At 33.5% G+C, this 26269-nt stretch carries 24 protein-coding genes; 8 read left to right on the top strand and 16 right to left on the bottom strand.

Translation table 11 applies throughout. The features are described from left to right. Positions 1-47: 47 nt before the first annotated feature. Genes AACZ41_RS12120 through AACZ41_RS12110 form a run of 3 tightly spaced genes read right to left on the bottom strand, consistent with a single transcriptional unit; the run spans position 48 to position 3086 of the window. Entirely contained in the window at positions 48-1118 is a 1071-nt protein-coding gene (locus AACZ41_RS12120; protein WP_339628747.1) for an AMP-binding protein, read from the bottom strand. Further along, positions 1111-2043 carry a type II CAAX endopeptidase family protein gene (locus AACZ41_RS12115; RefSeq protein ID WP_339628745.1) on the bottom strand — a complete coding sequence of 311 codons (933 nt, stop codon included), beginning with the start codon at positions 2041-2043 and terminating at the stop codon, positions 1111-1113. The genes AACZ41_RS12120 and AACZ41_RS12115 overlap by 8 nt, the downstream gene beginning before the upstream one ends. After that, positions 2034-3086 (bottom strand): o-succinylbenzoate synthase, encoded by a 1053-nt coding sequence (locus tag AACZ41_RS12110; RefSeq protein ID WP_339628744.1) that lies wholly within the window; start codon positions 3084-3086, stop codon positions 2034-2036. The genes AACZ41_RS12115 and AACZ41_RS12110 overlap by 10 nt, the downstream gene beginning before the upstream one ends. Before the next feature lie 36 nt (positions 3087-3122). On the opposite strand from AACZ41_RS12110, the gene AACZ41_RS12105 reads away from it, so the two are divergent. Further along, the gene (locus tag AACZ41_RS12105) at positions 3123-3926 is read left to right on the top strand and encodes an SDR family oxidoreductase (protein WP_339628743.1); all 804 of its coding nucleotides are present in this window, start codon (positions 3123-3125) and stop codon (positions 3924-3926) included. Between the two features lies 1 nt (position 3927). Here the strand turns inward: AACZ41_RS12105 and AACZ41_RS12100 are convergent, their stop codons facing one another. The 9 genes from AACZ41_RS12100 to AACZ41_RS12060 all read right to left on the bottom strand — a co-directional run bounded on the left by AACZ41_RS12100 (position 3928) and on the right by AACZ41_RS12060 (position 13434). Beyond that, on the bottom strand, positions 3928-5898 hold the full coding sequence (locus tag AACZ41_RS12100) for a histidine kinase dimerization/phosphoacceptor domain -containing protein (RefSeq protein WP_339628742.1): 1971 nt from the start codon (positions 5896-5898) through the stop codon (positions 3928-3930). A gap of 407 nt (positions 5899-6305) precedes the next feature. Beyond that, positions 6306-7067, bottom strand: a complete 762-nt coding sequence (locus tag AACZ41_RS12095) for a response regulator (protein ID WP_339628741.1) — start codon at positions 7065-7067, stop codon at positions 6306-6308. Between the two features lie 33 nt (positions 7068-7100). After that, the gene (gene menA, locus AACZ41_RS12090; protein WP_339628740.1) at positions 7101-8009 is read right to left on the bottom strand and encodes a 1,4-dihydroxy-2-naphthoate octaprenyltransferase; all 909 of its coding nucleotides are present in this window, start codon (positions 8007-8009) and stop codon (positions 7101-7103) included. Beyond that, the gene (locus AACZ41_RS12085) at positions 8009-8617 is read right to left on the bottom strand and encodes an SPOR domain-containing protein (RefSeq protein ID WP_079512071.1); all 609 of its coding nucleotides are present in this window, start codon (positions 8615-8617) and stop codon (positions 8009-8011) included. The genes menA and AACZ41_RS12085 overlap by 1 nt, the downstream gene beginning before the upstream one ends. A gap of 170 nt (positions 8618-8787) precedes the next feature. Further along, positions 8788-9624: a S1-like domain-containing RNA-binding protein gene (locus tag AACZ41_RS12080; RefSeq protein WP_339628739.1), complete on the bottom strand. Its 837-nt coding sequence runs from the start codon at positions 9622-9624 to the stop codon at positions 8788-8790. 93 nt (positions 9625-9717) lie between these two features. Next, positions 9718-10062: a DUF2853 family protein gene (locus AACZ41_RS12075; protein ID WP_339628738.1), complete on the bottom strand. Its 345-nt coding sequence runs from the start codon at positions 10060-10062 to the stop codon at positions 9718-9720. A gap of 34 nt (positions 10063-10096) precedes the next feature. Beyond that, positions 10097-11848: a 2-succinyl-5-enolpyruvyl-6-hydroxy-3-cyclohexene-1-carboxylic-acid synthase gene (gene menD / locus AACZ41_RS12070; protein WP_339628737.1), complete on the bottom strand. Its 1752-nt coding sequence runs from the start codon at positions 11846-11848 to the stop codon at positions 10097-10099. A gap of 49 nt (positions 11849-11897) precedes the next feature. Next, positions 11898-13010 (bottom strand): chorismate-binding protein, encoded by a 1113-nt coding sequence (locus AACZ41_RS12065; RefSeq protein ID WP_339628736.1) that lies wholly within the window; start codon positions 13008-13010, stop codon positions 11898-11900. 1 nt (position 13011) lies between these two features. Continuing rightward, a complete protein-coding gene (locus tag AACZ41_RS12060) occupies positions 13012-13434 on the bottom strand; it encodes a hotdog fold thioesterase (RefSeq protein ID WP_339628735.1) in 423 nt (140 codons plus the stop codon). Positions 13435-13500: 66 nt separating this feature from the next. Here AACZ41_RS12060 and AACZ41_RS12055 point away from each other — a divergent pair, with 66 nt between their 5' ends. Further along, positions 13501-14142 carry an esterase gene (locus AACZ41_RS12055; RefSeq protein ID WP_339628734.1) on the top strand — a complete coding sequence of 214 codons (642 nt, stop codon included), beginning with the start codon at positions 13501-13503 and terminating at the stop codon, positions 14140-14142. Further along, entirely contained in the window at positions 14139-14696 is a 558-nt protein-coding gene (locus tag AACZ41_RS12050; RefSeq protein ID WP_339628733.1) for a GNAT family protein, read from the top strand. Before AACZ41_RS12055 ends, AACZ41_RS12050 begins: the two co-directional genes overlap by 4 nt. A 9-nt stretch (positions 14697-14705) precedes the next feature. On the opposite strand, the gene AACZ41_RS12045 is transcribed toward AACZ41_RS12050, so the two are convergent. Together AACZ41_RS12045 and dnaK are read right to left on the bottom strand one after the other, a co-directional pair. Beyond that, positions 14706-15632 (bottom strand): hypothetical protein, encoded by a 927-nt coding sequence (locus tag AACZ41_RS12045; protein ID WP_339628732.1) that lies wholly within the window; start codon positions 15630-15632, stop codon positions 14706-14708. Between the two features lie 101 nt (positions 15633-15733). Continuing rightward, positions 15734-17638: a molecular chaperone DnaK gene (gene dnaK, locus AACZ41_RS12040; RefSeq protein ID WP_339628731.1), complete on the bottom strand. Its 1905-nt coding sequence runs from the start codon at positions 17636-17638 to the stop codon at positions 15734-15736. A gap of 187 nt (positions 17639-17825) precedes the next feature. On the opposite strand from dnaK, the gene AACZ41_RS12035 reads away from it, so the two are divergent. From AACZ41_RS12035 to AACZ41_RS12025, 3 genes are all read left to right on the top strand, one after another. Beyond that, the gene (locus AACZ41_RS12035) at positions 17826-19250 is read left to right on the top strand and encodes an L-serine ammonia-lyase (RefSeq protein WP_339628790.1); all 1425 of its coding nucleotides are present in this window, start codon (positions 17826-17828) and stop codon (positions 19248-19250) included. Between the two features lie 91 nt (positions 19251-19341). Further along, the gene (locus AACZ41_RS12030; RefSeq protein WP_339628730.1) at positions 19342-21261 is read left to right on the top strand and encodes a DUF294 nucleotidyltransferase-like domain-containing protein; all 1920 of its coding nucleotides are present in this window, start codon (positions 19342-19344) and stop codon (positions 21259-21261) included. Beyond that, positions 21261-21917 (top strand): 3'-5' exonuclease, encoded by a 657-nt coding sequence (locus tag AACZ41_RS12025; protein WP_339628728.1) that lies wholly within the window; start codon positions 21261-21263, stop codon positions 21915-21917. Before AACZ41_RS12030 ends, AACZ41_RS12025 begins: the two co-directional genes overlap by 1 nt. 2 nt (positions 21918-21919) lie before the next feature. Here the strand turns inward: AACZ41_RS12025 and AACZ41_RS12020 are convergent, their stop codons facing one another. Both AACZ41_RS12020 and AACZ41_RS12015 read right to left on the bottom strand, forming a co-directional pair. Continuing rightward, the gene (locus AACZ41_RS12020; RefSeq protein WP_339628727.1) at positions 21920-22876 is read right to left on the bottom strand and encodes a phosphoribosylaminoimidazolesuccinocarboxamide synthase; all 957 of its coding nucleotides are present in this window, start codon (positions 22874-22876) and stop codon (positions 21920-21922) included. An 8-nt stretch (positions 22877-22884) separates the two neighbouring features. Next, the gene (locus AACZ41_RS12015) at positions 22885-23838 is read right to left on the bottom strand and encodes a PhoH family protein (RefSeq protein WP_339628726.1); all 954 of its coding nucleotides are present in this window, start codon (positions 23836-23838) and stop codon (positions 22885-22887) included. Positions 23839-23968: 130 nt separating this feature from the next. Here AACZ41_RS12015 and AACZ41_RS12010 point away from each other — a divergent pair, with 130 nt between their 5' ends. Both AACZ41_RS12010 and dnaN read left to right on the top strand, forming a co-directional pair. Next, on the top strand, positions 23969-24799 hold the full coding sequence (locus tag AACZ41_RS12010; protein ID WP_339628725.1) for an SAM-dependent chlorinase/fluorinase: 831 nt from the start codon (positions 23969-23971) through the stop codon (positions 24797-24799). Positions 24800-25077: 278 nt separating this feature from the next. Beyond that, complete coding sequence (gene dnaN / locus AACZ41_RS12005; protein WP_079512085.1) at positions 25078-26196, top strand: DNA polymerase III subunit beta; 1119 nt, start codon at positions 25078-25080, stop codon at positions 26194-26196. The last annotated feature ends 73 nt before the right edge of the window (positions 26197-26269 follow it).

The following is a 26269-nucleotide window of genomic DNA, read 5'->3' as shown; positions in this document are numbered from 1 at the left end:
ATGAAAAAAATGAGGAATTAGGGAAACTTACGTTTTGGTTAGGGAAACTATGATTTTAATAAGTCTATAGTTTCTTTTCTTTTTATCTTACCGCTATCTGTCCGTAAGAACTCTGGAATAGCTTTTATAAGTCGGGGCAGCTCATACTTTTTCATGGCATTACTTGAGATAAGTTGTTTCATTATATTCCCCTTATCAACCTCACCTTCTAAAATCAACACAACTTGCTCGCCTAGTTTCGGGTCTGGTAAGGAACCAATAAAAAAACTTTCATGTAGTATATCTGAAAGTTTGGATTCTATTAGCTCTGGGTTTAATTTAATACCACCGGAATTTATCATATTATCATATCGCCCCAACCATCTAAATTCATTGTCAGAAACTAACTCAATAACATCATTGGTTATTACGATTTCCTCAGATATTTTTGGGGAATTAATCACTAAACAATCCCTATCATCTTTTGATATTTCAACATCTGGTAAGGTTTTAAAAGGAACATTTGACGTATTCAGCTTATTCAATGGTTTAACCGCAATATGAGTTATCGTCTCGGTCATACCATAAGTTTCAAAACTATTATTGTCAATAGCTTTCAATTTATCTATTAAATCGCTCGAAATGGAAGCTCCACCTATAATTAAGATTTTAACTTGATGTAAAGATGATAAGGAGTTCAAAGCCTGAAGAGGCACCATGGCACCAAAATCAAATGTTCTATTGATGCCTTTTAATTGAGTTGAAGTTGGCGGAACAATATAAAGGTCAAGCCCTAACACCATAGCCCTTACCAGCATCATCTTACCTGCAATATATGTTGTAGGTAAACAAAGTAATGCAGAATCTCCAGAGGAAATATTAAAATAGCTCCCTGTTGCCATGGCACTATTCACCATCAGTTCTTTTTTTAGTGTAATCGTTTTAGGAGTACCAGTCGATCCAGAAGTATGTACAGTAACTGTTGACGAATTATCAATCCAATCTAAAATGAATTCCCCTATGTATTTTTCAAACTCCTCACCTTCCTTAATATAGCTGTAACCGAATTCTAAAAGGTCATCCACTAAAAGTCCTTTCCCATTAATACAAAAGCTTGGATGTATATTGACTTTATTCAATTTCTTCTTTTTGGGTAGCCAAGAACTCTTCTTTACTTAACACCTTACCCGTTAGCTTGTCTTTCCAATTGGTCCAACCATATTTTTTTGAGAATACAATTAATAGGATTGGAAACACAACAAAAATAGGCACCAAAACATCCCATCCAAGAACAGGTCGTGAAACATCCCTATATAAAGATTCTACACTAAATGCTTGCCAATCTGCAGTAACTAATAAAGCTCCAAATAAATTATTAGCAGCATGAAATCCTAGAGCTAACTCAAGACCTTCATCCATTAAAGTTAAAATACCTAAGAAAAAACCAGTACCTATATAATATACCATTATACCATGCCCTAGTTTTTCAACTTCAGGGTTACCCAAATGCATCAATCCAAATAATACAGAAGTTACCAATAAAGGAAACCACCTATTCTTCGCAAAAATACCTAGGCCTTGCATCATATATCCTCTAAATAAATATTCTTCGAAACTTGTTTGCAAAGGAATAAGCAAAATCCCAATAACCGCTAATGATAGAAATGGTATTAACTTAAAATTAAATTTAAAATCTTCTGGTGAAAAGTAAATACTAACAAAAGTTAAGACTACAGTAACAAGTCCCCAAATAAAGAACGCAAAAAACACTCTTTTCCAATCTATTTTTTTTCGAGAGGTCGTCAAAGATGTTATAGATTGAGAATGAACTAATTTGGTCCAACCAAGTACCATAAACAGCCCTGCAGCAAGTGGGGCAAGTAATATTATCAGTACCACATTAGACCCTAAGGCCTTAACCATTTGCGCCATCGTATCTTCTACACTTACTGGTGAATAAAGTATTGCTATATAATTAACAATCATTAAACCAATAAAACATCCGGGGATAATCAAATATTTCCATAAACCTAAATCTCCTTTATACCCTTGTTCTATATACATAAACTTTCAATTAAATTATTTTTCCATTTTTTTGACTTGCCATAAAATAAGCCGCCTTTAGCCACTTCTAATGGACTTTCAATATTATTGGCAAACAATGAACCAGTGCCCAAGCCTTGAGGCATTTTACTACCTAAGGTGGCAGTCCATTGCGCTATGGCATTCAACCCTATGTTGCTTTCTAATGCGCTGGTAATCCACCATCCTATTCCATTCGTATCCGCTAAACCAATCCACTGCATACTTCCTGCAAAGCCACCTACTAAGCTTGGTTTCAAGATAATATATTGTGGTTGTATAGTTTGTAGTAATTCTTTCTTTTTCGTTACATCTACTATACCTATTAATTCTTCATCAAGGGCAATTGGCAAAGGTGTATTTCGACATAGCTTATACATTTCTGTCGTTTGACCTGGCTTAATTGGTTGTTCAATAGAATGTAAATCTAATTTTGAAAGTCGTTCTAATTTATCCAGAGCTTCACTTGGTGCAAAAGCACCGTTGGCATCGACACGCAATTCAATTTCATTCTTTGAATACCGTTTACGAATCGATTTTAACAGTTCTATTTCGGTGTCGAAATCTATAGCCCCAATTTTCATTTTAATACAAGTGAAGTCATCGTTAAGCTTGTCCTCTATTTGACGGTGCATAAAATCCTTATCTCCCATCCAAACCAAACCATTAATTGAAATGGGTTGGTGTTCATTTAAAAATGAAGACCCAATAAGTTCGAAAGGATGATGAGAGCGAAGCGATAAAAATGCCTGTTCCAATCCGAATTGGATACTAGGATAATCCGTTAACTGGTTCAATAATTCCAATTCCCCTAAATCTATATGCCTAGCAACCCAAGAACACTTTTCCTCATATTCAGGAACATCATCATAACTTAATCCTCTAAAAAGTCCGCACTCGCCAATTCCCCACTTCCCTTCATCCTCTAAAATCAAAAACCAAGTCTCTTTGGTTCGTAGAATTCCTCTAGACGTACCACTGGGATTTTTAAAATTGAGTAGATACTTTTTAAAAGTTGCTTTCATATAATCCTTCAAATTTAGTTATATTTTCACTTTAATATGAACGGATTAGAAAGTATGGGAAATAGAGTGATTTGGATTACGGGAGCATCATCAGGTATTGGTGAAGCATTAGCATACCAATTGAATGCACAAGGTGATAAAGTAATACTCTCAGCTCGTCGAAAAGAGGCACTAACAAAAGTCAAAAACAAATGTGAATTTTCAGAAAATGCGCTGGTTCTTCCATTAAATTTAACTGATTTCGAATCATTGGAAAGTATTACCAAAAATGCCATATCCTTATATGGTAAAATCGATATTTTAATCAATAATGGTGGGCTCAGCCAACGTTCATTGATAATCGACACCAAGTTTGAAGTTTACCAACAAATGATTGATGTTAATTATCTGGGCACTATAAAATTAACCAAACACTTACTCCCTTTTTTTATTGCTCAAAAAAGCGGCCATTTTGTCACTATCACTAGTTTAATGGGGAAATTTTCATCACCTTATCGTTCTGGATATTGTGGGGCAAAACATGCGCTACATGGCTTCTTCGATGCCCTACGAATGGAGCATGAAAAAGATAATATTGATGTCTCATTAATTTGCCCCGGGTTTATTCAAACCAACGTAGCTAAAAATGCATTAACAGGAGATGGCAGTGCGTTAATGAAAGAAGATAATGCTACCGAAAATGGTATGCCAGTAAACCAATGTTCTGAGAAAATTATTACTGCTATTAAAAAGAAAAAATTAGAAACTTATATTGGCGGAAAAGAAAAATATGGAATTTATATAAAACGATTTTTTCCGAAATTATTACATAAAATTGTTCTTAAAAGTAAGGTTAGGTAGACTATTTAAAATTAAACCAAAAACGTACCCCTTCAGTAGTTCTATCTGTATTCAAAGAAGTCTGCAATTGATTTGCCAATCTATTCATAAGGCGAATTCCCATAGAAGAATTTGCCCGTTCTTCTGAATCTTCAGGTAAACCAATGCCATTATCAGTATATTCAAAAAATCCTTCTTGACCAGCTATTTTACGCAAATGAATATAAATTTTACCATTACCATCATCTTGTGGAAATGCATATTTAAAGGAATTAGAAACCAATTCGTTTAATATTAATCCGAAAGGTATCGCTCTGTCAATATCTAATTCAACGCCTTCGGCATCAATTGTAATCGTAATATTATGCCCCCCTTTTTTGTAAACAGACTGTATACTATTAATTAAGCTCTCTATATAACTTTGCATTTCAATAACCGACAAATCATCGTTCTGATACAATTTTTGATGAATTAAAGCCATTGCTTTCACCCTACTCTTACCTTCCTCTAAAGCCTCTATTGCGGCTTTACTACGTGTGTTTTTAGTTTGAAGACTTAATAGGCTAGAAACCATCTGAAGATTATTCTTAACCCTATGATGTATTTCTTTTAGCAAAGAATCTTTTTCGACCAATGAGTTTTCAATGATAAACTTCTGTTCTGCAATAAGCCTCTGGTTCTTTATACTCTTTAAATAAGCATAAACCAAACCAGCGAATCCCATTAATGTAAATATTAACGATATAAACACCAAACTAATCTTATCATCTCTAGCTTTAATATCTTTTCTAGACTCTTCTAATTGAGCCTTCTGCTTCTCCATCATTTTTCTGGAATTCTCCAAATCTTGAGTAACAACAGAAGTCAATTGTTGATTTTTAATATTCGATGCTTGAGCATCTATAGAATCTCTTATTTTTATATTCTTCTTTAAATACGCGGTAGAGTTTTTGAAATCTCCTGTTTTATAATAGTAATCTGCATAAATCCTATTACGTTTTAGAATATTATCAGGCTTGATCGGGTTTAAATCATCGCTCAAATAATCGGTCGCCTTTTTATAATTATCCAATTTTAGATAACACTCTGCAAGCGCTAACGTGTTTTCTATCAAATCTGATGAAAACTTACTTTTATTGTATTTCTTAATGAGATCTCTACTCTCTTCAAGAAAGGGAATGGCCTTTTGATATTCATTTAATTGAACATGGCATTTACCAATATTACCTATGATAATTCCGTTTAAAATTCTACCATCAGCTATTTCTTTATCCGTTCTCTGATTGGTAACGTCACTTAAAAACACCTTTATTAGGCCTTCGGCCTTTTTAAAATAACTAAGTGCAGTTGGTGTCGATTTATCAAGTCTTAAATAATCACCAATAGTATTGTTATATATGGCCTGACCATAATAATCGTCATCCTTTAATTCTTTCTTTTCTTCGGTCATATAATCACGCATAGCCTTTCGATATTGACCTAGACTTGCATAAATATCATAGAAAGCTACGTTTTGATTAAAACCTAATTCACGTTTAACCCTTCTTATCTCTATTTGCTTATCATACAATTGTAGCATTGCGTAATTAACATCCATCAACTCTAAAATGGTCTTTTTTACATCTTTATCCAATGTGTCCATATAATCATAGACAGACCTAGATATAGCCAAACTCTTTTCGTAGTTGCCTAAATCATAATAAATTTGAGCCTGAATTAATTGATAATTTCTTATGGAGGTTGAATCTTTTGTCTTCTCAGAACTATTTAAATAAACGTTGACGGTATCTAACCAATCGTAAGGAGAGTTCTGATTGTATCGGTTAGGAGTATTGAAAAAGAAGAAAGAACGAAGTTCTCCGTTCTCTAAATCTTGAAACTGCTTATAATAATCTTCATCTTGAGATGGCAAACTGTCCTGTGCAACAAGAAGGCATGAAAATGCACCTATGAAGAAAAAACATATGAATCTCAAAACAACTATTTTTTTCATAACATATTTAAAAACAGAATCAAACTTAGAACTAAAAACCGATTCTACTAAACTTTTGTTGCGAGCTAGGTAAGTTAAGATCATCAAATACCTTGAAACTCTAAAAGCGTGTTCTACGCACTTTTTATAAAACAATTAGAAAACGTACTCTATTTCGTATTCATAGAACACTCTATCACTTAGAATAGTATAAATTTCTAATTAAACAAATTTAAAAATTAGCCATACGGCTTCGCATAAATTGTTGTGTAAACCCCAATAGTTGTTGTGAAAGCATTTCTAAAACCTAAACAGTGTATTACATCGAAAACACCATTCACTTTATCGATTAATATTTACCTTTCATCTAGGCTTAAATCAAAAAAAACACCTTAAAAAAAGGTGTTCTTAATTTTTGAAGCATTGAATTATGAATTCATAGCTGAAATTATAAAATCTTTGAAATCTTTAGATATCGGTATTAGGGTATTATTAATCATTATATCTTTTGAATTTATAGCATCGATATGATCTACATTCACAATATAAGATTTATGAGCCCTATAAAACTTGTTCTGAGGTAATTTCTCTAAATAATCTTTTAAAGGCGAACGAACCAAAAACTTCTTATCGATTGTGTTCACTTCTAAATAAACGTTATCCGCTTTTATAAATTGAATATCACCAAACTGTATTCTATAATATAAATGTTGTTTTTTAACAAATATCGAATCCTTTAAAATTGAATTTGACAATGGCACATCTTCATTTACATCTTCGCTAGAAATACCTTTAGCAACATTTTGCTTTCCGTAAATGAAATTTGAAAGTGCAATTTCTATAGATGTGTATAAATCTTGTTGTTCAAATGGCTTAACCAAATAACCGTTTGGCTTTACCGTTTTTGCATTTTCAACAGTTGCACGATCCGAGTTGGAAGTAACAAAAATGAAAGGAATATCGTAATTCTCTCTTATGTGCTTCCCTAAATCTATTCCAGTCTTATCAGACGCTAAAATAATATCGATAAGAACTAAATCAACTTGTTGTGTTTTTAGCACTTCAACTGCCTGTTCATAGACAATAACATTATCAACAATTTCATATCCTATTTCCTCTAACATAGACTGCATGTCATCAGCGATAATCACGTTGTCCTCTACAATAAGAATTTTAATGGGTTGTTCCAAGATGTAAAATGGTTTAGAAGGTTACATTCAAAATTACAAAAAATAATAATAACTAATAAAAAACACAAGAGCAGTAAAAAAGGTACTTAAGGCCAATTTTTTTAGCTCAGGATCAAGTTCTGCCTCATTGATCGTCACTGCCACTTTACGTATATGAATAAATACAGGCACGAACCCAATAAGACTTACATAACGAATTAGTGATCCATTTGTTGTAGACAAGTAATAAAACAAGCATAGAAATGAAATTGATAGTAAGGTGTAATGATACATCTTAGCTTTTTGTAGTCCTAATTTAACGACCAAAGTATTTTTACCTACCGATTTATCTGATTTAATATCTCGCATATTATTCAGGTTAAGAACGCCAACACTTAACAACCCAATTGTTATAGCCGGTAGAAAAGTGATAAAATATATAGCCTTCAGATACAAAAACATTGAACCAAGAACACTAACCAATCCAAAGAAAATAAAAACGAAAATATCACCAAACCCATTATACCCATAAGCTGATTTACCTATGGTATATTTGATAGCTGCCCAAATAGCGAAGGCTCCCAAAATTAAAAATACTACTGGAAATAGAATTTCTTTTAATCCAAAGGAGGTTATTATTAATAATACGATTAGAACACTATTAATACCAATGCTAATATAGATTCCCCGCTTTAACTCTTTTGCTGTTAGAATTCCGCTTTGTAAAGCTCTTTTCGGGCCTAATCTTGAATCATTATCCGTTCCTTTTACGCCGTCACCATAATCATTGGCGAAATTAGAAGTAATTTGAAGCCCTACGGTAGTACATAACGCTAATATAAAAATCAGTGTATTTGTTACTCCATAAAAGGACGCAATTGCTGTGCCTACAAGTATGCCGGAAATAGATAGGGGAAGTGTTCTAAGCCTTGCTGCATTTAGCCATGCATTAACTTTAGTCACTAATAAGGATCTTCTATTTGAATTCTTTTACCATCTTGGTAAGATGCGACGAAAGCATCTCCAAAACCGATATCTACCAATTGCTTTCTAAACGACTGAGCTTCTTGTAAGGTCTCAAAATTGCCTAGAGAATATGAGTAAAATGGGTTTGTTTTAACAAAAAGTGTGTTCGTAAGTGCTTCAGAAGCCAAGGTTACATTATTATCTACGAACGACTTTACTTGAACGGAATAAATCTTCTCTTTCTGCAAGAACTCTTTGGCCAAGTAAAACTCTTTTACAAGACTTAATTCTTCATTCTGTTCTTTTAAACTTTCCAATCGGGTTCTTATAGCATCTACACTATCAATAGAAGTCAAGACTAAATCATTTGATGCCTTTCTATTGAATCCGCCTGAACTTGATAAACCTGCCGTAAATGAAGTAAAAGCTAAACCACCTATTAAAAATAGGGTTGTTATACCAGCAAATATGTTTCGCTGAATCTTACTTTTTTTTAATTCCTTGTTTTTATATTTTATCTGATCCAGAAGACGCTCATTAATAATCTGAGCTTTATCTACATCTTTATGTAATTCTAATAAATCACTCTCTTCTATAAAAGGCATACTTAAATATAATTATGATGCTTAAAATCTAAATGTAAGATAAAAAATATTAATAACTTTTTATTTCATACAAAAATAGAATTAATTGAGTAGGGCTCCAAAAATACGCCTCTTAAATTGAGATATAATTCTGCAAATCAATATTTTAAGAATTTTCTGACATTACCGCCTTATTCTTCTATTAAAGTGATTCCGTCTGTTTCAATTTTTATTTTTCTCTCTTTGTATAATGTCCCTAATCCTTTCTTGAACGTTTTCTTGCTCATTTGAAAAACATCTCTAATTTCTTCAGGTGCAGATTTATCATGCAGTCCTAAAAATCCGCTATTTTCCTTTAGCACTTCATAAATCTTTTTAGCAGCTGGTTCCAACACTTTCGCTCCTAACGGTTGAAGAGAAATATCAAGTTTGTTATCTTTTCTTATTGTTTTAATACAACCAGGTATTACATCACCAATATTTATTGGCTTAAAAACTTCATTAAAATATACCAGGCCTTTATGTCTTTCATTCACAATTACTTCCCATCCCAAATCGGTTTGTCTAGTGACTACTAACTGGACTTGCTCCCATTCTTTAAGTTCTACACTATCATTACTTAAAAACTTATCTATTTTATTCGAAGCGACCAATCTACCAGAACGCTCATCTAAATAACAATGTACCACATACCATTGGCCTTCTTTCATTTTGTCACGCTGCTCCCTAAATGGAACTAATAGGTGTTTTTCAAGACCCCATTGCATAAACGCCCCAAATTCATTTACTTCAGCTACCTGCAATAATCTAAACTCTCCTAACATGATGTCTGGCTCTAAGGTAGTTGCCACAGGTCGCTCATCATAATCCAAATAACAAAAAACCTTTACACTCTCACCAATTTCATAATTGGCAGGCACATATTTATTAGGTAACAACACGTCATTGCCTTCGTCATCACCCAAAAATAGCCCAACACTGGTATCTCTTAAAATTTCTAAATTGTTTATACGTCCCAATTCTATCATGCTACAAAATTACATTTAAAATTTAGAAAATGAGGGTAAAAAAAAAGACCGTTACCAAATTGGTAACGGTCTATACTATAAGTTCGAAAATGTTTATTTATTATAAACGGATTCTTTCTTGAAATGTTGACATAGCTTATAATAGATTACGGCTCTATACTTATTTCTGTTAGATGAACCATACTTGTCCATTACAGTTTTAATAGCATCGTCTAATTTAGAATCATCTGCAAGACCTAATTTTTTGATTAGGTAATTGTTCTTAACAGTATCCAATTCTTTCTGATCAGTACCTGATACTTTTGAAGCATCGATATTGTAAATAGAAGGTCCTAAACCAACAGTTACTTTTTTAAGTAAATCCATATCTGCACTTTCACCAAATTTATCTTTGATGTCTTCAGCATACTTTTCAATTAAATCGTCTCTTTTACTCATCTTAAATGTGTTATAATTAATGGTTAATACACCTCTAAGATATAAAACGAAAATAATCAATCAAAATTTTATCGTTTATTAATGCAGGTGTAGCAATTTCCAGTAATATGGGACGAATCGATTCTCTATAAAAGTCACTTAATACCTCTTCAAGAACCTTTGTGGAGTTAGCCGTTCTATATTCAAAACCAAACATTTTGCAAAGGTGTTCTGCACTTAAATTATGACGTGTCTCAAAATAAGTTTCAAAAACATCTGTATTTTCTTTACCAGGTAGAATTCTAAATATGCCACCGCCTTTATTGTTGATTATAATGATTCTAAAATTATTTTTAATTGAATTATTCCACAAGGCATTACTATCATAGAAAAAACTAAGATCTCCTGTGATTAACAAAGTAGGAGTTTCACTAACTATAGAAGCACCGATAGCTGTCGAAGTACTACCATCAATTCCACTAGTTCCTCTATTGCAATACACGCTTAGCGTAGGGTTCATGTCGAACAATTGAGTATATCTTATCGTAGAACTATTAGCAAGTTGTAAAAGATAATTATTTGGTATCGATTGCATCAGTTGACCAAAGACTGAAAAATCCGAAAAAGGTATTTTAGCTAAATAAGCAGACCTTTTTAAAACATATTCCTTCTTTACTTGATGCCAAAAACTAAAATAGTCGCTTTCTACAGTTTTAGCATCCGAGTACATTTCTTGAAAAAATCTATTTACTGGAACTTTAATATGTTTTTCTAAACAAAAAAAAGTATCATTTGCTTTCACGCCTCCAATATGCCAATGATGTTCAGGAGAAAAAGTTCTTAGAAAAGCTTTTACTTTTTTTGAGACAATAAGTCCACCGAAAGTCACTAGTACCTCTGGCTTTAAATTTTCAAACAACATATCTCTATCAACATTCATTTCAATAGGTGCGATAATTGAATCTATACTATTGAAAAAAACAGGATGATTTAAGTTTGAAGTAGTTTCAGTCAAAACCAATACACTAGGGTCATTGGCTAAACTCTGAAGTACTTTTTCTTGAATACTATTTGGTTTGTTAACTCCAACTAAAACTATTTTACGTTTTGATCTGTTCCAAATATCCTTCTCTCTTTGAAATGAAGATGGATTCGTTTCTTGACTAGAAATCGATCCTATTCTAGCTTTTACAACAATTTCTGTTGTTGTATTATATAGCGGCTCCTCGAAAGGCGCATTTATATGAACAGGGCTCTGAGAAGAAAAGGCTATATTAAAAGCTGCATTTAATTCGGCATCGTTATATGCTTGAACTTCATTTTGAATCTTATCTACATTTCCACCCTTAATCCATTCTTTCTTGTAATGCAGAATTTTATCGGTAGCATGACTCACATCTTGCCTGAGATTAACCGAATACCCTATTTGATTTTCAAATACGTTTTTCTGATTAATAGTTTGCCCATCCCCTATTCCAACTTTATAAATCGGTCTATCAGCAGAAATAACTATTAATGGAATATTACTATAATAAGCCTCTGCTACTGCAGGATAATAATTTAAAAGTGCACTACCCGATGTACAAATCACTACTACCGGTTTCTGTAATTGCTGTGCCATACCTAATGCAAAAAAAGCCGCACAACGCTCATCGACTATGCTAAAACAAGAAAAAAAAGGATTCTCTGCAAAGGAAATGGTTAAAGGAGCATTTCTAGAACCAGGGGAAATTACAATATTATTAATATCGTTTGCCTGACAATGCTGAACGATAGTTTGTGCAGTAGGTATGAGAGAGTAATTCATGTACTTCAAAAATACAACCTAAGCAGCTTATTACCCAAATGTCTTAAAGCTATTTATGATTCAGAACACGAAACATGGTATTGCTTTTCAATACAGTTTCATTCCATTCACTTTCAGGTATTGAATCACTAGTAATACCGCCACCAACATAAATGCTAATAACGGTTTTACATATTTGCATACACCTTAAGTTCACAAAAAGTTCAGATTTTTTAACTACACTTCTATAGGCACTATTTTCTTGATTTCGCCTATTCTTATTTCTCGCCAACTCAGTAGAAAAGTTCAACTCCCCTAAAAAACCAGTATAAAAAGACCGGTCATAATTTTCATTTTCAACAATGAATCTTTTAGCATTTGACAAAGGCGTTCCACATACTGCTGGTGTTGGATGTAATGCTCTTAATACTTCACCAAATTTACCAGGTTTAAATACTCCTTTAATTTCTGTTCGTAAATGCCAAAGTTGACCTGCTTCAACAGATACTACTCCAGAAGCCTTTAATGAAACCACCTGGTTTTTTAAGGTTTCAAGTATGTAATTGGTAACTACCTGTTGTTCATTTAATTCTTTCGTAGTCCATTTTGGTTTTGAAAATTCTTTCGAACTTTGCGTTCCCGCTAAGGACATCGTAGTAAACTGTGTTCCTCTACTTTTTACTAATATTTCAGGTGTTGCTCCTGTCCAAGTACCTACTTTTGGGTGGTACCATAGATAACAAAATACTTTTGAATAAGTATCTAGAAGGTTTCGAAACAGGTTTACTGGTGAAACCTTATCTTTAATTTCAATTTTTCTAGATAAAACTACCTTATCTAATTCACCATCATTAATTACTTTTAAGGCCTTTGCTATTAACTTAATATAATACGCCTTCTCCATTTCATTCGAAAAAGCGTTTTCATCTTTAATCGATGACGAAATATCGTTATGTTCTATTGGGGCTTTAAGTATATCATCTGTTTTTAATAGAATAGGATGAGAATCTAAATCGAATGGAGCAAAGACAAATCCGGTTTCTGAAAAATCAACTACCGAATACACTTGATTATCCTTTTGAAAAACACCATTTAATATAGTTTCATTGGGCTTTCTGTATAAAACAAAAGGCAATTCATTATTTAAACTAGCAGAAGCCCTATCAAAAAGTTCTTGAACCATACTAGCTTCTAGGTAAAGCGATTGTAGTCAATTTACAAAGTGAAATCAGCTGACCAGCTTCGTTTGTAATCTTAATTTCCCATAACTGGGTTGTTCTTCCCTTATGTAAAATTATGGCCCTGGCGTAAACAAAACCCTCCTTAACACTTTTTACATGGTTTGCCGAAATTTCTATACCTCTAACAAAGTATTTACTGCCATCTAAAAATATATATGATGCTGCGCTACCCACACTTTCAGCTAATGCTGCAGTTGCTCCACCATGAAGTACACCGTCAGGTTGATGAACTTTTGGCGTAACAGGCATTTTAGCCAACAAAAAATCTTCGCCTACATCTATGTATTCAATATCCAAGGTTTCCATTAAGGTATTCTTAGAGGTATCATTACAAATCTTCAGAATTTTTTCTTTGTGGTCGTTCATACCATTTTTTTTGTAAAATTAAGCATTACATTACCAACTGAAAAGCTTAAAAGAATTGCACCTTATATGAATAATCAAATAAAAAATATCACCTATAAATCGTCTAATACTTATGAAACATTAAATGTTTTGAATAAAGACACGAAAAGAATTTGGATAGTTTTTCATGGAATCGGTTTTTTAAGTCGGTTTTTTCTAAAATATTTTAATGAACTACCAGAAAATGAGAATTACATAATAGCTCCTCAAGCCCCTTCAAAATATTATTTAAACGGAGAATACAAACATGTAGGCGCAAGCTGGTTGACAAAGGAAAATACCGAGCAAGAAAAAATTAATCTCTTCAATTATTTAGATGCTGTTTTGGCCAATGAAGATATTCCTAAGAGTTGCGAATTGATCATGTTCGGGTTTTCTCAAGGAGTTTCAATTGCTATGCGGTACTTGGCACACTCAAAATTAAAGTGCAAAAAATTAGTGCTGTATGCTGGCGGAATTCCTGCCGAACTTAAAAAGAACGATTTCGAATATTTAAATAATACCAAAATCATATCAATATTAGGTAATAGTGATGAATATTTAACTCCAAAAAGAATCATTGAAGAAAAGAATAAATTAATAGAATTATTTGATAAAAACGTTCGCTACATAAATTTTAATGGCGGACATGAAGTCAAAAAAGAAATCATTAATAACTTAGCAAAATGAATAAGTCATTTGTTTTAGAAAATGATAGAGTGCTATTACAGCCCCTAACACTTGATAATTTTGAAGAACTAATTTCAATTGCTTCACAAAATAATTTAGTGCAATATTCACCTTCAAATATTTCAACACCTATTTCATTAAAAAATTATGTAGAAACAGCCATAAAACAATTTAATAATGGCACTAGTATTCCGTTTATAATCTATGATAAACAGAAAAAAGCATATGCCGGTAGTACCAGGTATATGAACATAAATTTTAAAAATAAAGTTCTACATATAGGTTCTACATGGATTGGTAGAGAATTTCATGGCAGCGGATTAAATGGCCGAATGAAATCTTTAATGTTGGAGCATGCCTTTATAAAAATGAATTTTGAAAAAGTTGAGTTTCGAGTAGACGAACGAAACATTAAATCAAGAAAAGCATTAGAAAAACTAGGATGCGCCTTAGAAGGTATTTTAAGAAAAGATGTATACCTGCTCGATGGGTTTAAGAGAAATACCTGTTGTTATGGACTACTTCGCGAAGAATGGCTCGAGCTTAAATCGTAAAACAATTATTTATTCTTCTACCTTTGGCTCAGTAACGTAATACGTGATTTTTCTTGTAGTATATGTATTATCAGGCGTTACGATTTGCTTTATCCAATTACCTTTATCGGCTTTATCGTATTGATATATATATTCCTTTTTAGTAGTTTCTGCTCCCGATTTAGCAACTTCGGTGATTAACATACCATTTTCATCATAAGTATAAGTTGTTCTAACCATTGGCTCGAACTTTTTAGCAGATAAGTTATACTCAAACTCTTGCTGTGCCATTAAATGACCATCTAAGCTAAAAACTTCTTCAAAAGCATAATCAGCCTCCCCTTTTATGAACTCTTTAGTTAAAACAATTTTTTGTTCAGGTCTATTTTTAGGTTTCTGCGTTGAAGTACGAACAGTCTTTAATGGAACTCCATTAAGTAAATACGTTACCGTATATTCTCCTTTAAATTTTTTATGTTCAACTTGAGTTACGTCAGTACCGTCATTGTTTGTTCTTCTAATACTAGATAAATCTCCAGATTCATCATATTCATAAACATATTCGTCTAAAAATTCTTTGTCGTACGAGAAAATTCGTTCTTGTATTTTAATATTATCGGTAGAATCTATTTGATAGAAATGAGCAATTGACGTACTGGGATCAAAGTTATTATTACGGTAAGATTCTGAACGCTTCTCAACTAATTCACCAGCCTTATATTTATAATAAACAACATCGTAATCGGTGTCATTGTATCTAGTTACCGCTTTGGTCAATAAACCTTTTTTATTGAAATCATATTCTTCTTTACCATAATCGGTACTTACCAAACAAAATTTCACATTCTCTTTTAAATCAAAATCCGCAAGGGTGAAAATTTGAATTTCTTGCCCTTGTGCATTGCAAAAGAAAGTGTACGCAACAAGAATAAATGTTTGGAGATATCTATTGATCATACAACAAAATTACTTTATTAATAATTGGCAAAAAAAATAAAGTGTAAAATTAAAAAGGGACGGCATTAACCGTCCCTTTTCTATAATATCTAAATGTTATATTACTTAACCTCTTCGAAATCTACGTCTTCAACATTATCACTTTCTGAACCTGCATCGCTAGCAGTTGGTTCTCCTTGAGGAGCACCACCACCTTGCGCATCAGCCTGTGCTTTGTACATTTCTTCAGATGCTACTTTCCAAGCTTCATTGATTTTATCTAAAGCAGGTGTAATCAATGCTACATCTTTAGTTTCATAAGCCGCTTTCAACTCTGTCAAGGCATCTTCAATTGGTTTTTTCTTATCATCAGATAATTTATCTCCAAATTCAGCTAATTGAGATTCAGTTTGAAAAATCATTCCATCTGCTTCATTCAACTTATCTGCAGTTTCTTTCGCTTTTTTGTCCGACTCTGCATTAGCTTCTGCTTCTGCTTTCATCTTCTTGATTTCCTCTTCTGTTAATCCTGAAGAAGCTTCAATACGAATATCCTGAGTTTTATTTGTAGCCTTATCTGTTGCAGATACCTTAATTATACCATTTGCATCTATATCAAAAGTAACTTCGATTTGAGGTGTTCCCCTTTTCGCAGGTGGAATACCATCTAAATGGAATCTACCAATAGTCTTGTTATCATTTGCCATTGGTCTTTCTCCTTGCAATACGTGAATTTCAACAGAAGGTTGATTATCAGCTGCAGTAGAGAAAACTTGAGACTTTTTAGTTGGTATCGTTGTATTAGACTCAATCAATTTAGTCATTACACTACCCATAGTTTCTATACCTAAAGAAAGTGGAGTAACATCTAACAGCAATACATCTTTTACATCACCTGTTAAAACACCACCTTGTATAGCTGCACCGATTGCAACTACCTCATCTGGGTTTACACCTTTAGAAGGTTTTTTACCGAAGAATTTTTCAACCGCTTCTTGTACAGCTGGTATTCTAGTAGAACCACCAACTAAGATAATCTCATCGATATCGCTCTTAGAAAGTCCTGCTGCTTTCATTGCAGTTTCACATGGCTCAATTGTTCTTTTTACCAAATCAGCAATTAATTGTTCGAATTTTGATCTTGTCAAAGTTCTAACTAAGTGCTTTGGTCCTGAAGCTGTTGCTGTAACATAAGGTAAATTAATCTCTGTCTGTGCAGAAGAAGACAACTCTATCTTAGCTTTTTCAGCTGCTTCACGTAAACGTTGTAAAGCCATAGAATCTTTTCTTAAGTCCATATCTTCTTCAGACTTGAACTCCTCAGCTAACCAATCAATAATTTTTTGATCTACATCATCACCACCTAAGTGAGTATCACCATCTGTAGCTAGTACTTCAAATACTCCATCACCCAATTCTAATATAGAAACATCATGTGTACCACCACCAAAGTCAAAAACAACTATTTTCTGGTCAACATTTTTTTTATCCATACCGTAAGCCAAAGATGCAGCTGTTGGTTCGTTGATAATACGTTCTACAGTTAATCCCGCAATTTCACCAGCTTCTTTCGTAGCTTGTCTTTGCGCATCATTAAAGTATGCAGGCACAGTAATTACTGCACGTGTCACTTCTTGACCCAAATAGTCTTCTGCTGTTTTCTTCATTTTTTGAAGAATCATAGCAGATAATTCTTGTGGAGAATATAAACGTCCGTCTATATCAACTCTCGGTGTATCATTATCACCTTTTACAACTTTATAAGGTACTCTTCCAGCTTCTTTACTAGATTCTGAAAATTTATTACCCATAAACCTTTTAATAGAATAAATGGTTTTGTTAGGGTTGGTTACTGCCTGTCTTTTAGCCGGATCACCAACTTTAATTTCACCACCTTCAACAAAAGCGATAACAGACGGTGTTGTTCTTTTTCCTTCTGCATTCGGTATTACTACGGCTTCATTTCCTTCCATTACGGATACACAGGAGTTGGTAGTACCCAAATCTATTCCTATAATCTTACTCATTTTATATGTTTTAAATTAAGTGCTTTATTTTACAATCGTTTACTAAAGGACAAACAATATGCCAAGCAAGAAAAACTGACACGATGTCATTAATTCAATTTATTAAATAATAATTATGCCATTTTTGTATACCTAAAAGGTTTAGGAAACATTGTACCTTAGCCTATATAATTAGTACGTTTTGGAAATAGAAAGCATAAGTGTTTTTGACATGTTAAAAATTGGTGTTGGCCCTTCTAGCTCCCATACACTTGGGCCTTGGCGTGCAGCCGAACGATGGCTGGCCCGTCTTGATTCAAGAGGCAATATTGAAAAGGTTAAAGAAGTCGAAGTTCACCTATATGGCTCACTGTCATTAACAGGAAAGGGCCATGCCACTGACTATGCTATAATGCTAGGTTTACTTGGCAAAGATCCCGAAACGATACCTATTGAAGATATTCACCTTTTAATAGAAGGTATTAAAAAGGAAAATGTATTACTACTTAATGGCATTCAAAAAATTCCATTCGACCCAAAACAACATATAATATTCAACAAAAAGTTTCTACCCTTTCATGCCAATGGATTAAAATTTAAAGCAACACTAAACTCGGGAAAGATAATATCTAAAACGTATTATTCCATTGGTGGAGGCTTTGTAATTAGTGAAGAAAGGAAAAATGCCAAACTGAAGGTTGATATGTTCAATAAATTCCCATTTCCGGTTCAAAAAGGGACAGAACTACTTGAATTTTGCAAAAATGAAAGGTTAAAAATTTCAGATCTTGTTCTAGAAAACGAGCGTTCGTTGCGCAACGATGAAGAAATTGACCATCAATTGCATCGAATTTGGGATACCATGTTAGAGTGTATGTATATTGGATGTCATACGGAAGGAATTTTGCCTGGTGGACTAAATGTTAAACGAAGGGCCTATGAGATGCATAAAAAACTCAAAAGCGACCTACCCTACAATAACCCTGAAGAATGGTTGCAAACTTTACGCCAAACTGAAGTGAAATTTAGACAGATATTACAATGGGTCAGTTGCTTCGCACTTAGCGTAAATGAGGTCAATGCTTCCCTTGGTCGTGTGGTTACAGCGCCTACGAATGGTAGTGCCGGTGTAATCCCTTCTGTATTAATGTATTATATGATTATTGAAAACCACGCAGGTAATTACGAACATATTAAACAGTTTCTTTTGGTTGCAGGAGAAATTGGAAGCATTTTCAAAAAAGGAGCAACTATATCTGCGGCCATGGGTGGTTGTCAAGCAGAAATCGGAGTTTCTTCGGCAATGGCCGCAGGTGCTCTTACTGAATTATTAGGAGGTAGCCCTGAACAAGTGTTAATGGCAGCCGAAATAGCTATGGAACACCATTTAGGTCTTACTTGTGACCCAATAGGCGGCTTGGTTCAAATACCATGTATTGAAAGAAATTCAATGGGAGCAATAAAAGCGATTAACGCAGCAGAACTTGCCTTAGGCTCAGACCCTTCTGCTGCAAAAGTACCATTGGACAAAGTAGTACAGACCATGTGGGAAACTGCCAAGGATATGAGCTCAAAATATAAAGAAACATCAGAAGGTGGTTTAGCAGTTGGGGTATTCCTTAGTGATTGCTAAAAATAGTTCTACATTTTACATCAAATTCTTATTTGAATGGATGGATTTTTTTTTTGCTGTTAAACAAAATTAATTCTACTAACTTTAATTTATGAAAAATCTAATTTCAGAAAGAGTTGCTGATTTCATTAAAAATTTCCCACCTTTTAATATCCTGGATACCAAGTCACTTTATCTACTGGCAGAACAGGTTCTTATTGTGTATAAAGAAAAAAATAGTATCATTTTTACGGTTGATGAAAATCCACATTCATACTTTTATTTAGTTCATAAAGGTGCTGTAACGCTCAATAATCTTACCACCAATACTATTATTGACTATTGTGACGAAGGAGATGTATTCGGACTTAGACCGCTTATTGCAAACGAAAACTACAAATTAGAAGCTAGAGCTCACGAAGAAAGTATTCTTTACGGAATACCTATTGATGTTTTTAGACCTATGGCTAAAAAGAACGAAGAAGTTTCTGTTTTTCTGATGGAAAGTTTTGCTTCGAATACAAGAAATCCATATTCAAAAAATCAAAAAGGCCAACTTTATGGCATTGAAGGTGAAGACGAATTAAAAAAGGAAATAAAAATTCCGGATTTACAATTGGCAAGTTATTCCAAAAAGCTAATTACCTGTTCCCCGAGAACAACAATACAGAAGGCAGCCGAATTAATGACTGAAAGGCACATAGGTTCCATTCTGGTAATCAGTAAGGGTTTAGCTGTAGGTATCATTACCGATAAAGATTTACGAAACAAGGTAATATCAGGCAAGCAACCCATAACGGCTACGGTTAAATCTATAATGACCACACCTGTAATTACCTACCCTAAAAAGCTGACAATTACACAAGCCCAAATGGCCATGATGAAAAGTAACATAAGCCACTTGGTCATCACAGAAGACGGTACTACCAATACAAAACCGCTCGGAATTTTATCTAAGCATGATGTTATGGTCTCCTTAGGTGACAATCCTGCTGTCTTGGTCAAAGCGATAAAGCGTACGCATAAAATCAAAAAGATAAAGCAGCTCAGAAAAAGTGTAACGGTACTTTTAAATGGATATTTAGAACAAAATATTCCCTTAGGTTTAATTGCTAAAATAATCTCTGAACTTAATGATACGTGCATTAAACAAGTTGTTGAAATTTCATTGGAAAAAATGAAGAGTCCACCGCCAGTTAGATTTGCCTGGCTTGCGTTAGGTAGTCAAGGTAGAAGTGAACAATTATTACACACCGATCAAGATAATGCATTGGTTTTTGAAGATGTGCCTGAAGAAGATTTACCAAAAACAACCACATACTTTCTAAATTTATCTAAAAAAATTACTAAAGGTTTACATACGATTGGATACGAATACTGCCCTGCAGATATGATGGCCTCTAACCCTAAGTGGTGTTTAAGTTTACAGGAGTGGAAAAATAAATTATCATATTGGATCGGTAATCCTGGTCCGAACGAAGTACTGATGTCATCCATATTTTTCGATTATAGCCTAGCATTTGGCGAGCGAAGTTTGTTAGACAACATGTCGGAGCATATATTTAGAACTGTTGAAAAATATCCGATTTTCTTGGTACATTTAGCAAATGGTGCATTACAAAGTCCTTCCCCAACAGGCTTTTTTAGACAGTTTGTAGTAGAACAAGATGGCCAACACAAAGATTTCTTCGACCTTAAGAGCAGAGCCTTGAGACCGTTAATAGATGCGGCAAGGGTCCTTATTTTATCACATTCAGTAAAAGGCATTAGCAATACTTGGGAGCGTTATGAAAAATTGGCTGAACTAGAGCCCAATAACCACGAGCTGTATTTAGCCTGCTCTTATGCAACAAAAGCCCTTTTAAAATTTAGAACACGACAAGGTTTGTTGCACCACGATTCTGGTAGGTTTATTGAATTAGAGCAATTGACCAAACAAGAAAAGATGAAATTAAAACGCACTTTTAAAGCGATTAAAGAAATTCAAGAATTGATTACGTTACGTTTTAAGGTCACTAACATTTTGGGATAATGGGACTATTCAAAAAATCAAATATCAATTTACCAGAATTTTGGAATACCTACGAAAGTCAATTTAAGAAACCAACTTCAAAAGATTTTAATGAATTAACATTTGTTGTTTTAGACACCGAAACAACAGGATTCAGTTTTGATGAAGACCGTATCTTATCAATTGGTGCGGTAAAAATAAAAAACGAGACCATTTCGGTGCAAGAGGTTTTTGAAATCTATCTAGAACAGGAAAAGTTTAATAAAGACAGTGTACATGTACACGGACTTTTAAAGCATGGCCGACGGGTTTGTATAAGTGAAATTTCAGCATTAGAAAAGTTCTTAGATTATGTTGAAAATTCAATAATCGTGGCACATCATGCAGGATTTGATTTAGGCATGCTAAATAACGCCTTACGACGAAATGGGTTACCTAAATTAAAAAATAAAGTTATAGATACAGGTGTTATTTACAGAAAAACCCTTATAAAATCATACTTAGTACAACCAAAAACAAACTATACCCTTGATGAACTAGCCGAAAAATTTTCAATCTCAAAAAAGGATAGGCACACTGCACTTGGCGATGCATACATAACTGCATTGGCGTTTTTAAAAATCATTTCTCGATTAAAGGAAAAGAAAAATTTCTCGCTTAAAATGCTAATAACTTAGACCTAAAGACTTTCTAGATATTTAAGAACATTTCTATTAATACGGTCATGAATATTAGTTGTATCGGCCTTCACAAAAGGTTCTCCGGTTATATGCTCATATAGCTCAATATATCGGTCAGATACTGATTCAATATATTCATCGGTCATTTCAGGAACAGTTTGACCCTCTAAACCTTGAAAGTTATTGGCAATCAACCATTGACGTACAAATTCTTTAGAAAGCTGCTTTTGAGGTTCATTATTGTCCTGTCTTTCCTGGTATCCTTCCGAATAAAAATATCTTGAAGAATCAGGTGTATGAATTTCATCAATTAAAATTATTTCACCCTCTTTAGTTTTTCCAAATTCATATTTGGTATCCACTAATATCAATCCTCGTTCTGCAGCAATTTCAACACCTCTTTCAAAAAGAGCGTAAGTATACTTTTCAAGCAGTGCATAATCAGCTGATGATACTATCCCCTTACTAAGAATATCTTCTTTCGAAATATCTTCATCATGATCACCCATTTCAGCTTTTGTAGCAGGGGTAATAATTGGGGTGGGGAATTTATCATTCTCCTTCATCCCTTCAGGCATATCAACTCCGCATATTTTTCTTTTACCAGCTTTGTATTCTCTAGCAGCGTGACCTGATAAGTATCCTCGTATAACCATTTCAATCTTAAAAGGTTCACAAACGACACCCACTGCCACATTAGGGTCAGGGGTTGCTGTGAGCCAATTAGGCACAATATCTTTAGTTGCCATCATCATTTGGGTCGCAATCTGATTTAAAATCTGACCCTTATAAGGAATTCCTTTTGGCATTACTACATCAAATGCAGACAACCTATCGGTTGCGACCATTACCAATATATCGTCTTCGAGCGTGTAAACAGATCTTACCTTGCCCTTGTAGACTTTCTTTTGACCTGGAAAATGGAAATTGGTTTCGTAAATAGTATTATTTGACATGTGTTATTTTAATTGTGGTGTTCAATAGTTTTATAGGCAGCAATAACTTCCTTAACAAGCTTATGACGAATTACATCTTTATCATCTAAATAAATTACCTCTATACCCTCTACATTCTGTAAAATCAAAAGAGCCTCTTTTAGACCCGAAATTGTTCTTCTTGGTAAATCTATTTGTCCAGGATCTCCTGTAATTAAAAATTTGGCATTTCTACCCATACGGGTAAGAAACATTTTCATTTGTGCGTGGGTAGTATTCTGTGCTTCATCTAAAATCACAAATGCATTATCTAGAGTTCTACCACGCATAAAAGCCATTGGTGCAATCTGTATGGTTCCATTTTCAATATAATGCACCAATTTCTCCGCAGGTATCATATCTCTAAGCGCATCATACAATGGTTGCATATAAGGATCAAGCTTTTCCTTTAAATCGCCAGGCAAAAACCCTAAATTCTCACCAGCTTCAACAGCAGGTCTAGTTAAGATTATTTTTCTTACCTGTTTTTCTTTTAACGCTTTTACCGCAATAGCAACACCTGTATAGGTTTTACCTGTACCTGCCGGCCCAATGGCAAAAACCATATCATTCTTTTTCGAGGCGTCTACCAATCTTCTTTGATTGGCCGTTTGGGCTTTTATTAAACGCCCACTTACACCGTGAACCAAAGTTTCACCACTAATCTTAGAAGATTTAATTTGATCATCCTCAGAACTAGTTAGAATTCTTTCGATACTATTTTCATCCAACTTATTGTATTTAACAAAATGCTGGGTGAGCATATCAAAACGTTTTTCAAATTCTTCTAGAAGTTCTTCATCACCGAAAACCTTAATTTTATTGCCTCGAGCAACAATCTTAAGCTTTGGAAAATACTTTTTCAATAAATCTATGTGTTCATTTTGCTGCCCAAAAAACTCTCTTGGGCTTATTTCGGTAAGTTCTAGAATTATTTCGTTCAAACAGTCAGTTTTAATAAGATTTATAGATAGCGAAGATTAGTTTCTTATCGCTAATTTTTTGTTTAATTTTGTATATCAAATTTAAGCAAATTTTAAGTTTGGCTAACCAAAAACATATCAACATTGCTGTATGGCAATTATCACCCTAACTACAGATTTTGGACTGAAAGATCACTTCGTAGCCGTATTGAAAGGCTCTATTTATAGTGAACTACCTGATGCTAAAATTGTTGATATTTCACATGACATCATGCCATTTAACATTCAAGAATGTGCATATATCCTTTCAAATTCATATAAAAGTTTTCCAAAAGGCACTATACATATTGTTGGGGTAGACTCTGAAGAGACTCCAGACAATAAACATATTGTTGCCTTGGTCAATGGCCATTATTTTATAAGTGCAAATACCGGTGTAATTGGTCTCATTACTTCTGAAATGACTCCAGAAAAAGTGGTTGAAATTAATTTACCGGATTCTATCGCTAATTCATTTCCTGTTCTAAATGTTTTCATTCAAGTTGCTTGCCATATTGCCCGTGGTGGAACTCTTGAAATTGTAGGTAAGCCTTTTACCGAATTAAACGACCTTAGAGAATTCTCTCCAAGAATTGTTGAGGATGGAAAGAAAATTATTGGTAGCGTTATATATATTGACAACTATGGTAATGTAATTACCAATATTCGCAAAAATCTTTTCGATGCTTACCGTAACGGAAGAGACTATAAAGTTTTGGTGCGAAATCATAAAATCAGTAAAATTCACAAAGCTTACAATGATTTCATAGATTATAACATTGATAAAAACCAAAGAAAAAGTGCTGGTGATTTACTGGCAATTTTCAATTCTTCTGATTATATCGAATTAGCTATTTACAAAAGTAACCTTACAACCGTTGGAGGCGCCTCTACCCTTTTAGGCCTTGAATACAGAGACACAATAATGGTAGATTTTGAATAATATTTCAAGGAAGGATTAAAACACAATTGAATCGATTTAATCTAATCTTCGACCAATTCAAAAGTTAATAACTATTTTACATATCTTGAATTTACAGGCTTTATCTAGCAATAACAAGTGATGCAGTTCAACCTTAAGTGATATAAAGTGTTAATAAGTTTGTTTCCTTAAAAAGACCAATTAAAATATCTTTGTTGGTATATAAAACCACCAATACTAAGGAGTTTAACCCTACTGTTATAAATTACTTTAGGAATAATATCAATAAAAATTAAAGAATGAAATTTATTGTTTCAAGTACCTATTTGCTAAAGCAACTTCAAATTTTAGGAGGCGTAATCAACAACAGTAATACGTTACCCATATTAGATAATTTTTTGTTCGATTTAAAAAAGGACAAACTAACTGTTTCTGCTTCTGACCTAGAAACAACCATGAGTTCAATTATTAAAGTAGATTCAGATAATGAAGGCACTATTGCTGTACCAGCAAGACTACTTCTAGAAATGTTGAAAACTTTCCCTGAGCAACCACTTACTTTTGTGGTTGAAGATAACAATACTGTAGAAATTAGTTCTAACCACGGTAAATATGCTTTAGCATATGCTGATGGAGCTGAATTTCCAAAAGCGGTAGAATTATCAAGTCCTAGTTCAACAACCTTACTTGGAGATATATTGGCAACTGCGATAAATAAAACAATTTTCGCAGCAGGTAATGATGATTTAAGACCTGTAATGAGCGGTGTGTTTTTTCAATTTTCTACTGAAAATCTAACTTTCGTTGCTACTGACGCACATAAATTGGTGAAATATCAACGTACAGATGTAACTGCAACCCAAGTAGCAGAATTTATTATGCCTAAAAAACCATTAACCTTATTAAAAGGAATATTGGCGGGTAGCGAATCTGATGTATTGATTGAATATAATGATAGTAATGCAAAATTCAGTTTCGAAGAAACAGAATTAATCTGTAGGTTAATTGATGGTAAATATCCAAATTATGAAGCGGTAATACCAAAAGAGAACCCAAATAAACTTACGATTGCTAGAAATCAATTTTTAAGTTCGGTAAAAAGGGTTTCAATTTTCTCTAATAAGACAACCCATCAAATTCGTTTAAAAATAGCTGGTGCAGAATTAAATATATCTGCAGAAGACATTGATTACTCTAATAAGGCTGAGGAAAGATTAACGTGTTCATACCAAGGTGATGATATGCAAATTGGCTTTAACTCAAGGTTCCTGACCGAGATGTTAAATAATTTGAATTCTGATGAAGTTTCTTTAGAAATGAGCTTACCAAATCGTGCTGGTATTCTTACGCCATCTGATGGTTTAGATGAAGGTGAATATGTTACTATGTTGGTAATGCCAGTTATGCTTAATAACTAATTATAAAATTTCAAGAAATAAAAAAGGTGCATTTGATTAATCAACTGCACCTTTTTTTATATTACTCTTTGAA

This window comes from uncultured Maribacter sp. (genome assembly GCF_963974015.1).
Taxonomy (GTDB): Bacteria; Bacteroidota; Bacteroidia; order Flavobacteriales; family Flavobacteriaceae; genus Maribacter.
Note: the sequence above shows the minus strand (reverse complement) of the source record. Positions and strands in the feature narration are given on the sequence as shown.

Excerpts from the sequence above, each read along its gene's own strand:
- AACZ41_RS12045 (WP_339628732.1), bottom strand. The coding sequence starts at position 15,632 with ATGATCAATAGATATCTCCAAACATTTATTCTTGTTGCGTACACTTTC.
- AACZ41_RS12075 (WP_339628738.1), bottom strand. The coding sequence starts at position 10,062 with ATGAGTAAAAGAGACGATTTAATTGAAAAGTATGCTGAAGACATCAAA.
- AACZ41_RS12100 (WP_339628742.1), bottom strand. The coding sequence starts at position 5,898 with ATGAAAAAAATAGTTGTTTTGAGATTCATATGTTTTTTCTTCATAGGT.
- AACZ41_RS12110 (WP_339628744.1), bottom strand. The coding sequence starts at position 3,086 with ATGAAAGCAACTTTTAAAAAGTATCTACTCAATTTTAAAAATCCCAGT.
- AACZ41_RS12065 (WP_339628736.1), bottom strand. The coding sequence starts at position 13,010 with ATGGTTCAAGAACTTTTTGATAGGGCTTCTGCTAGTTTAAATAATGAA.
- AACZ41_RS12105 (WP_339628743.1), top strand. The coding sequence starts at position 3,123 with ATGAACGGATTAGAAAGTATGGGAAATAGAGTGATTTGGATTACGGGA.
- AACZ41_RS12030 (WP_339628730.1), top strand. The coding sequence starts at position 19,342 with ATGAAAAATCTAATTTCAGAAAGAGTTGCTGATTTCATTAAAAATTTC.
- AACZ41_RS12060 (WP_339628735.1), bottom strand. The coding sequence starts at position 13,434 with ATGAACGACCACAAAGAAAAAATTCTGAAGATTTGTAATGATACCTCT.
- menD (WP_339628737.1), bottom strand. The coding sequence starts at position 11,848 with ATGAATTACTCTCTCATACCTACTGCACAAACTATCGTTCAGCATTGT.
- AACZ41_RS12050 (WP_339628733.1), top strand. The coding sequence starts at position 14,139 with ATGAATAAGTCATTTGTTTTAGAAAATGATAGAGTGCTATTACAGCCC.
- dnaK (WP_339628731.1), bottom strand. The coding sequence starts at position 17,638 with ATGAGTAAGATTATAGGAATAGATTTGGGTACTACCAACTCCTGTGTA.
- AACZ41_RS12020 (WP_339628727.1), bottom strand. The coding sequence starts at position 22,876 with ATGTCAAATAATACTATTTACGAAACCAATTTCCATTTTCCAGGTCAA.
- AACZ41_RS12115 (WP_339628745.1), bottom strand. The coding sequence starts at position 2,043 with ATGTATATAGAACAAGGGTATAAAGGAGATTTAGGTTTATGGAAATAT.
- AACZ41_RS12010 (WP_339628725.1), top strand. The coding sequence starts at position 23,969 with ATGGCAATTATCACCCTAACTACAGATTTTGGACTGAAAGATCACTTC.
- AACZ41_RS12080 (WP_339628739.1), bottom strand. The coding sequence starts at position 9,624 with ATGATAGAATTGGGACGTATAAACAATTTAGAAATTTTAAGAGATACC.
- dnaN (WP_079512085.1), top strand. The coding sequence starts at position 25,078 with ATGAAATTTATTGTTTCAAGTACCTATTTGCTAAAGCAACTTCAAATT.
- AACZ41_RS12055 (WP_339628734.1), top strand. The coding sequence starts at position 13,501 with ATGAATAATCAAATAAAAAATATCACCTATAAATCGTCTAATACTTAT.
- AACZ41_RS12085 (WP_079512071.1), bottom strand. The coding sequence starts at position 8,617 with ATGCCTTTTATAGAAGAGAGTGATTTATTAGAATTACATAAAGATGTA.
- AACZ41_RS12025 (WP_339628728.1), top strand. The coding sequence starts at position 21,261 with ATGGGACTATTCAAAAAATCAAATATCAATTTACCAGAATTTTGGAAT.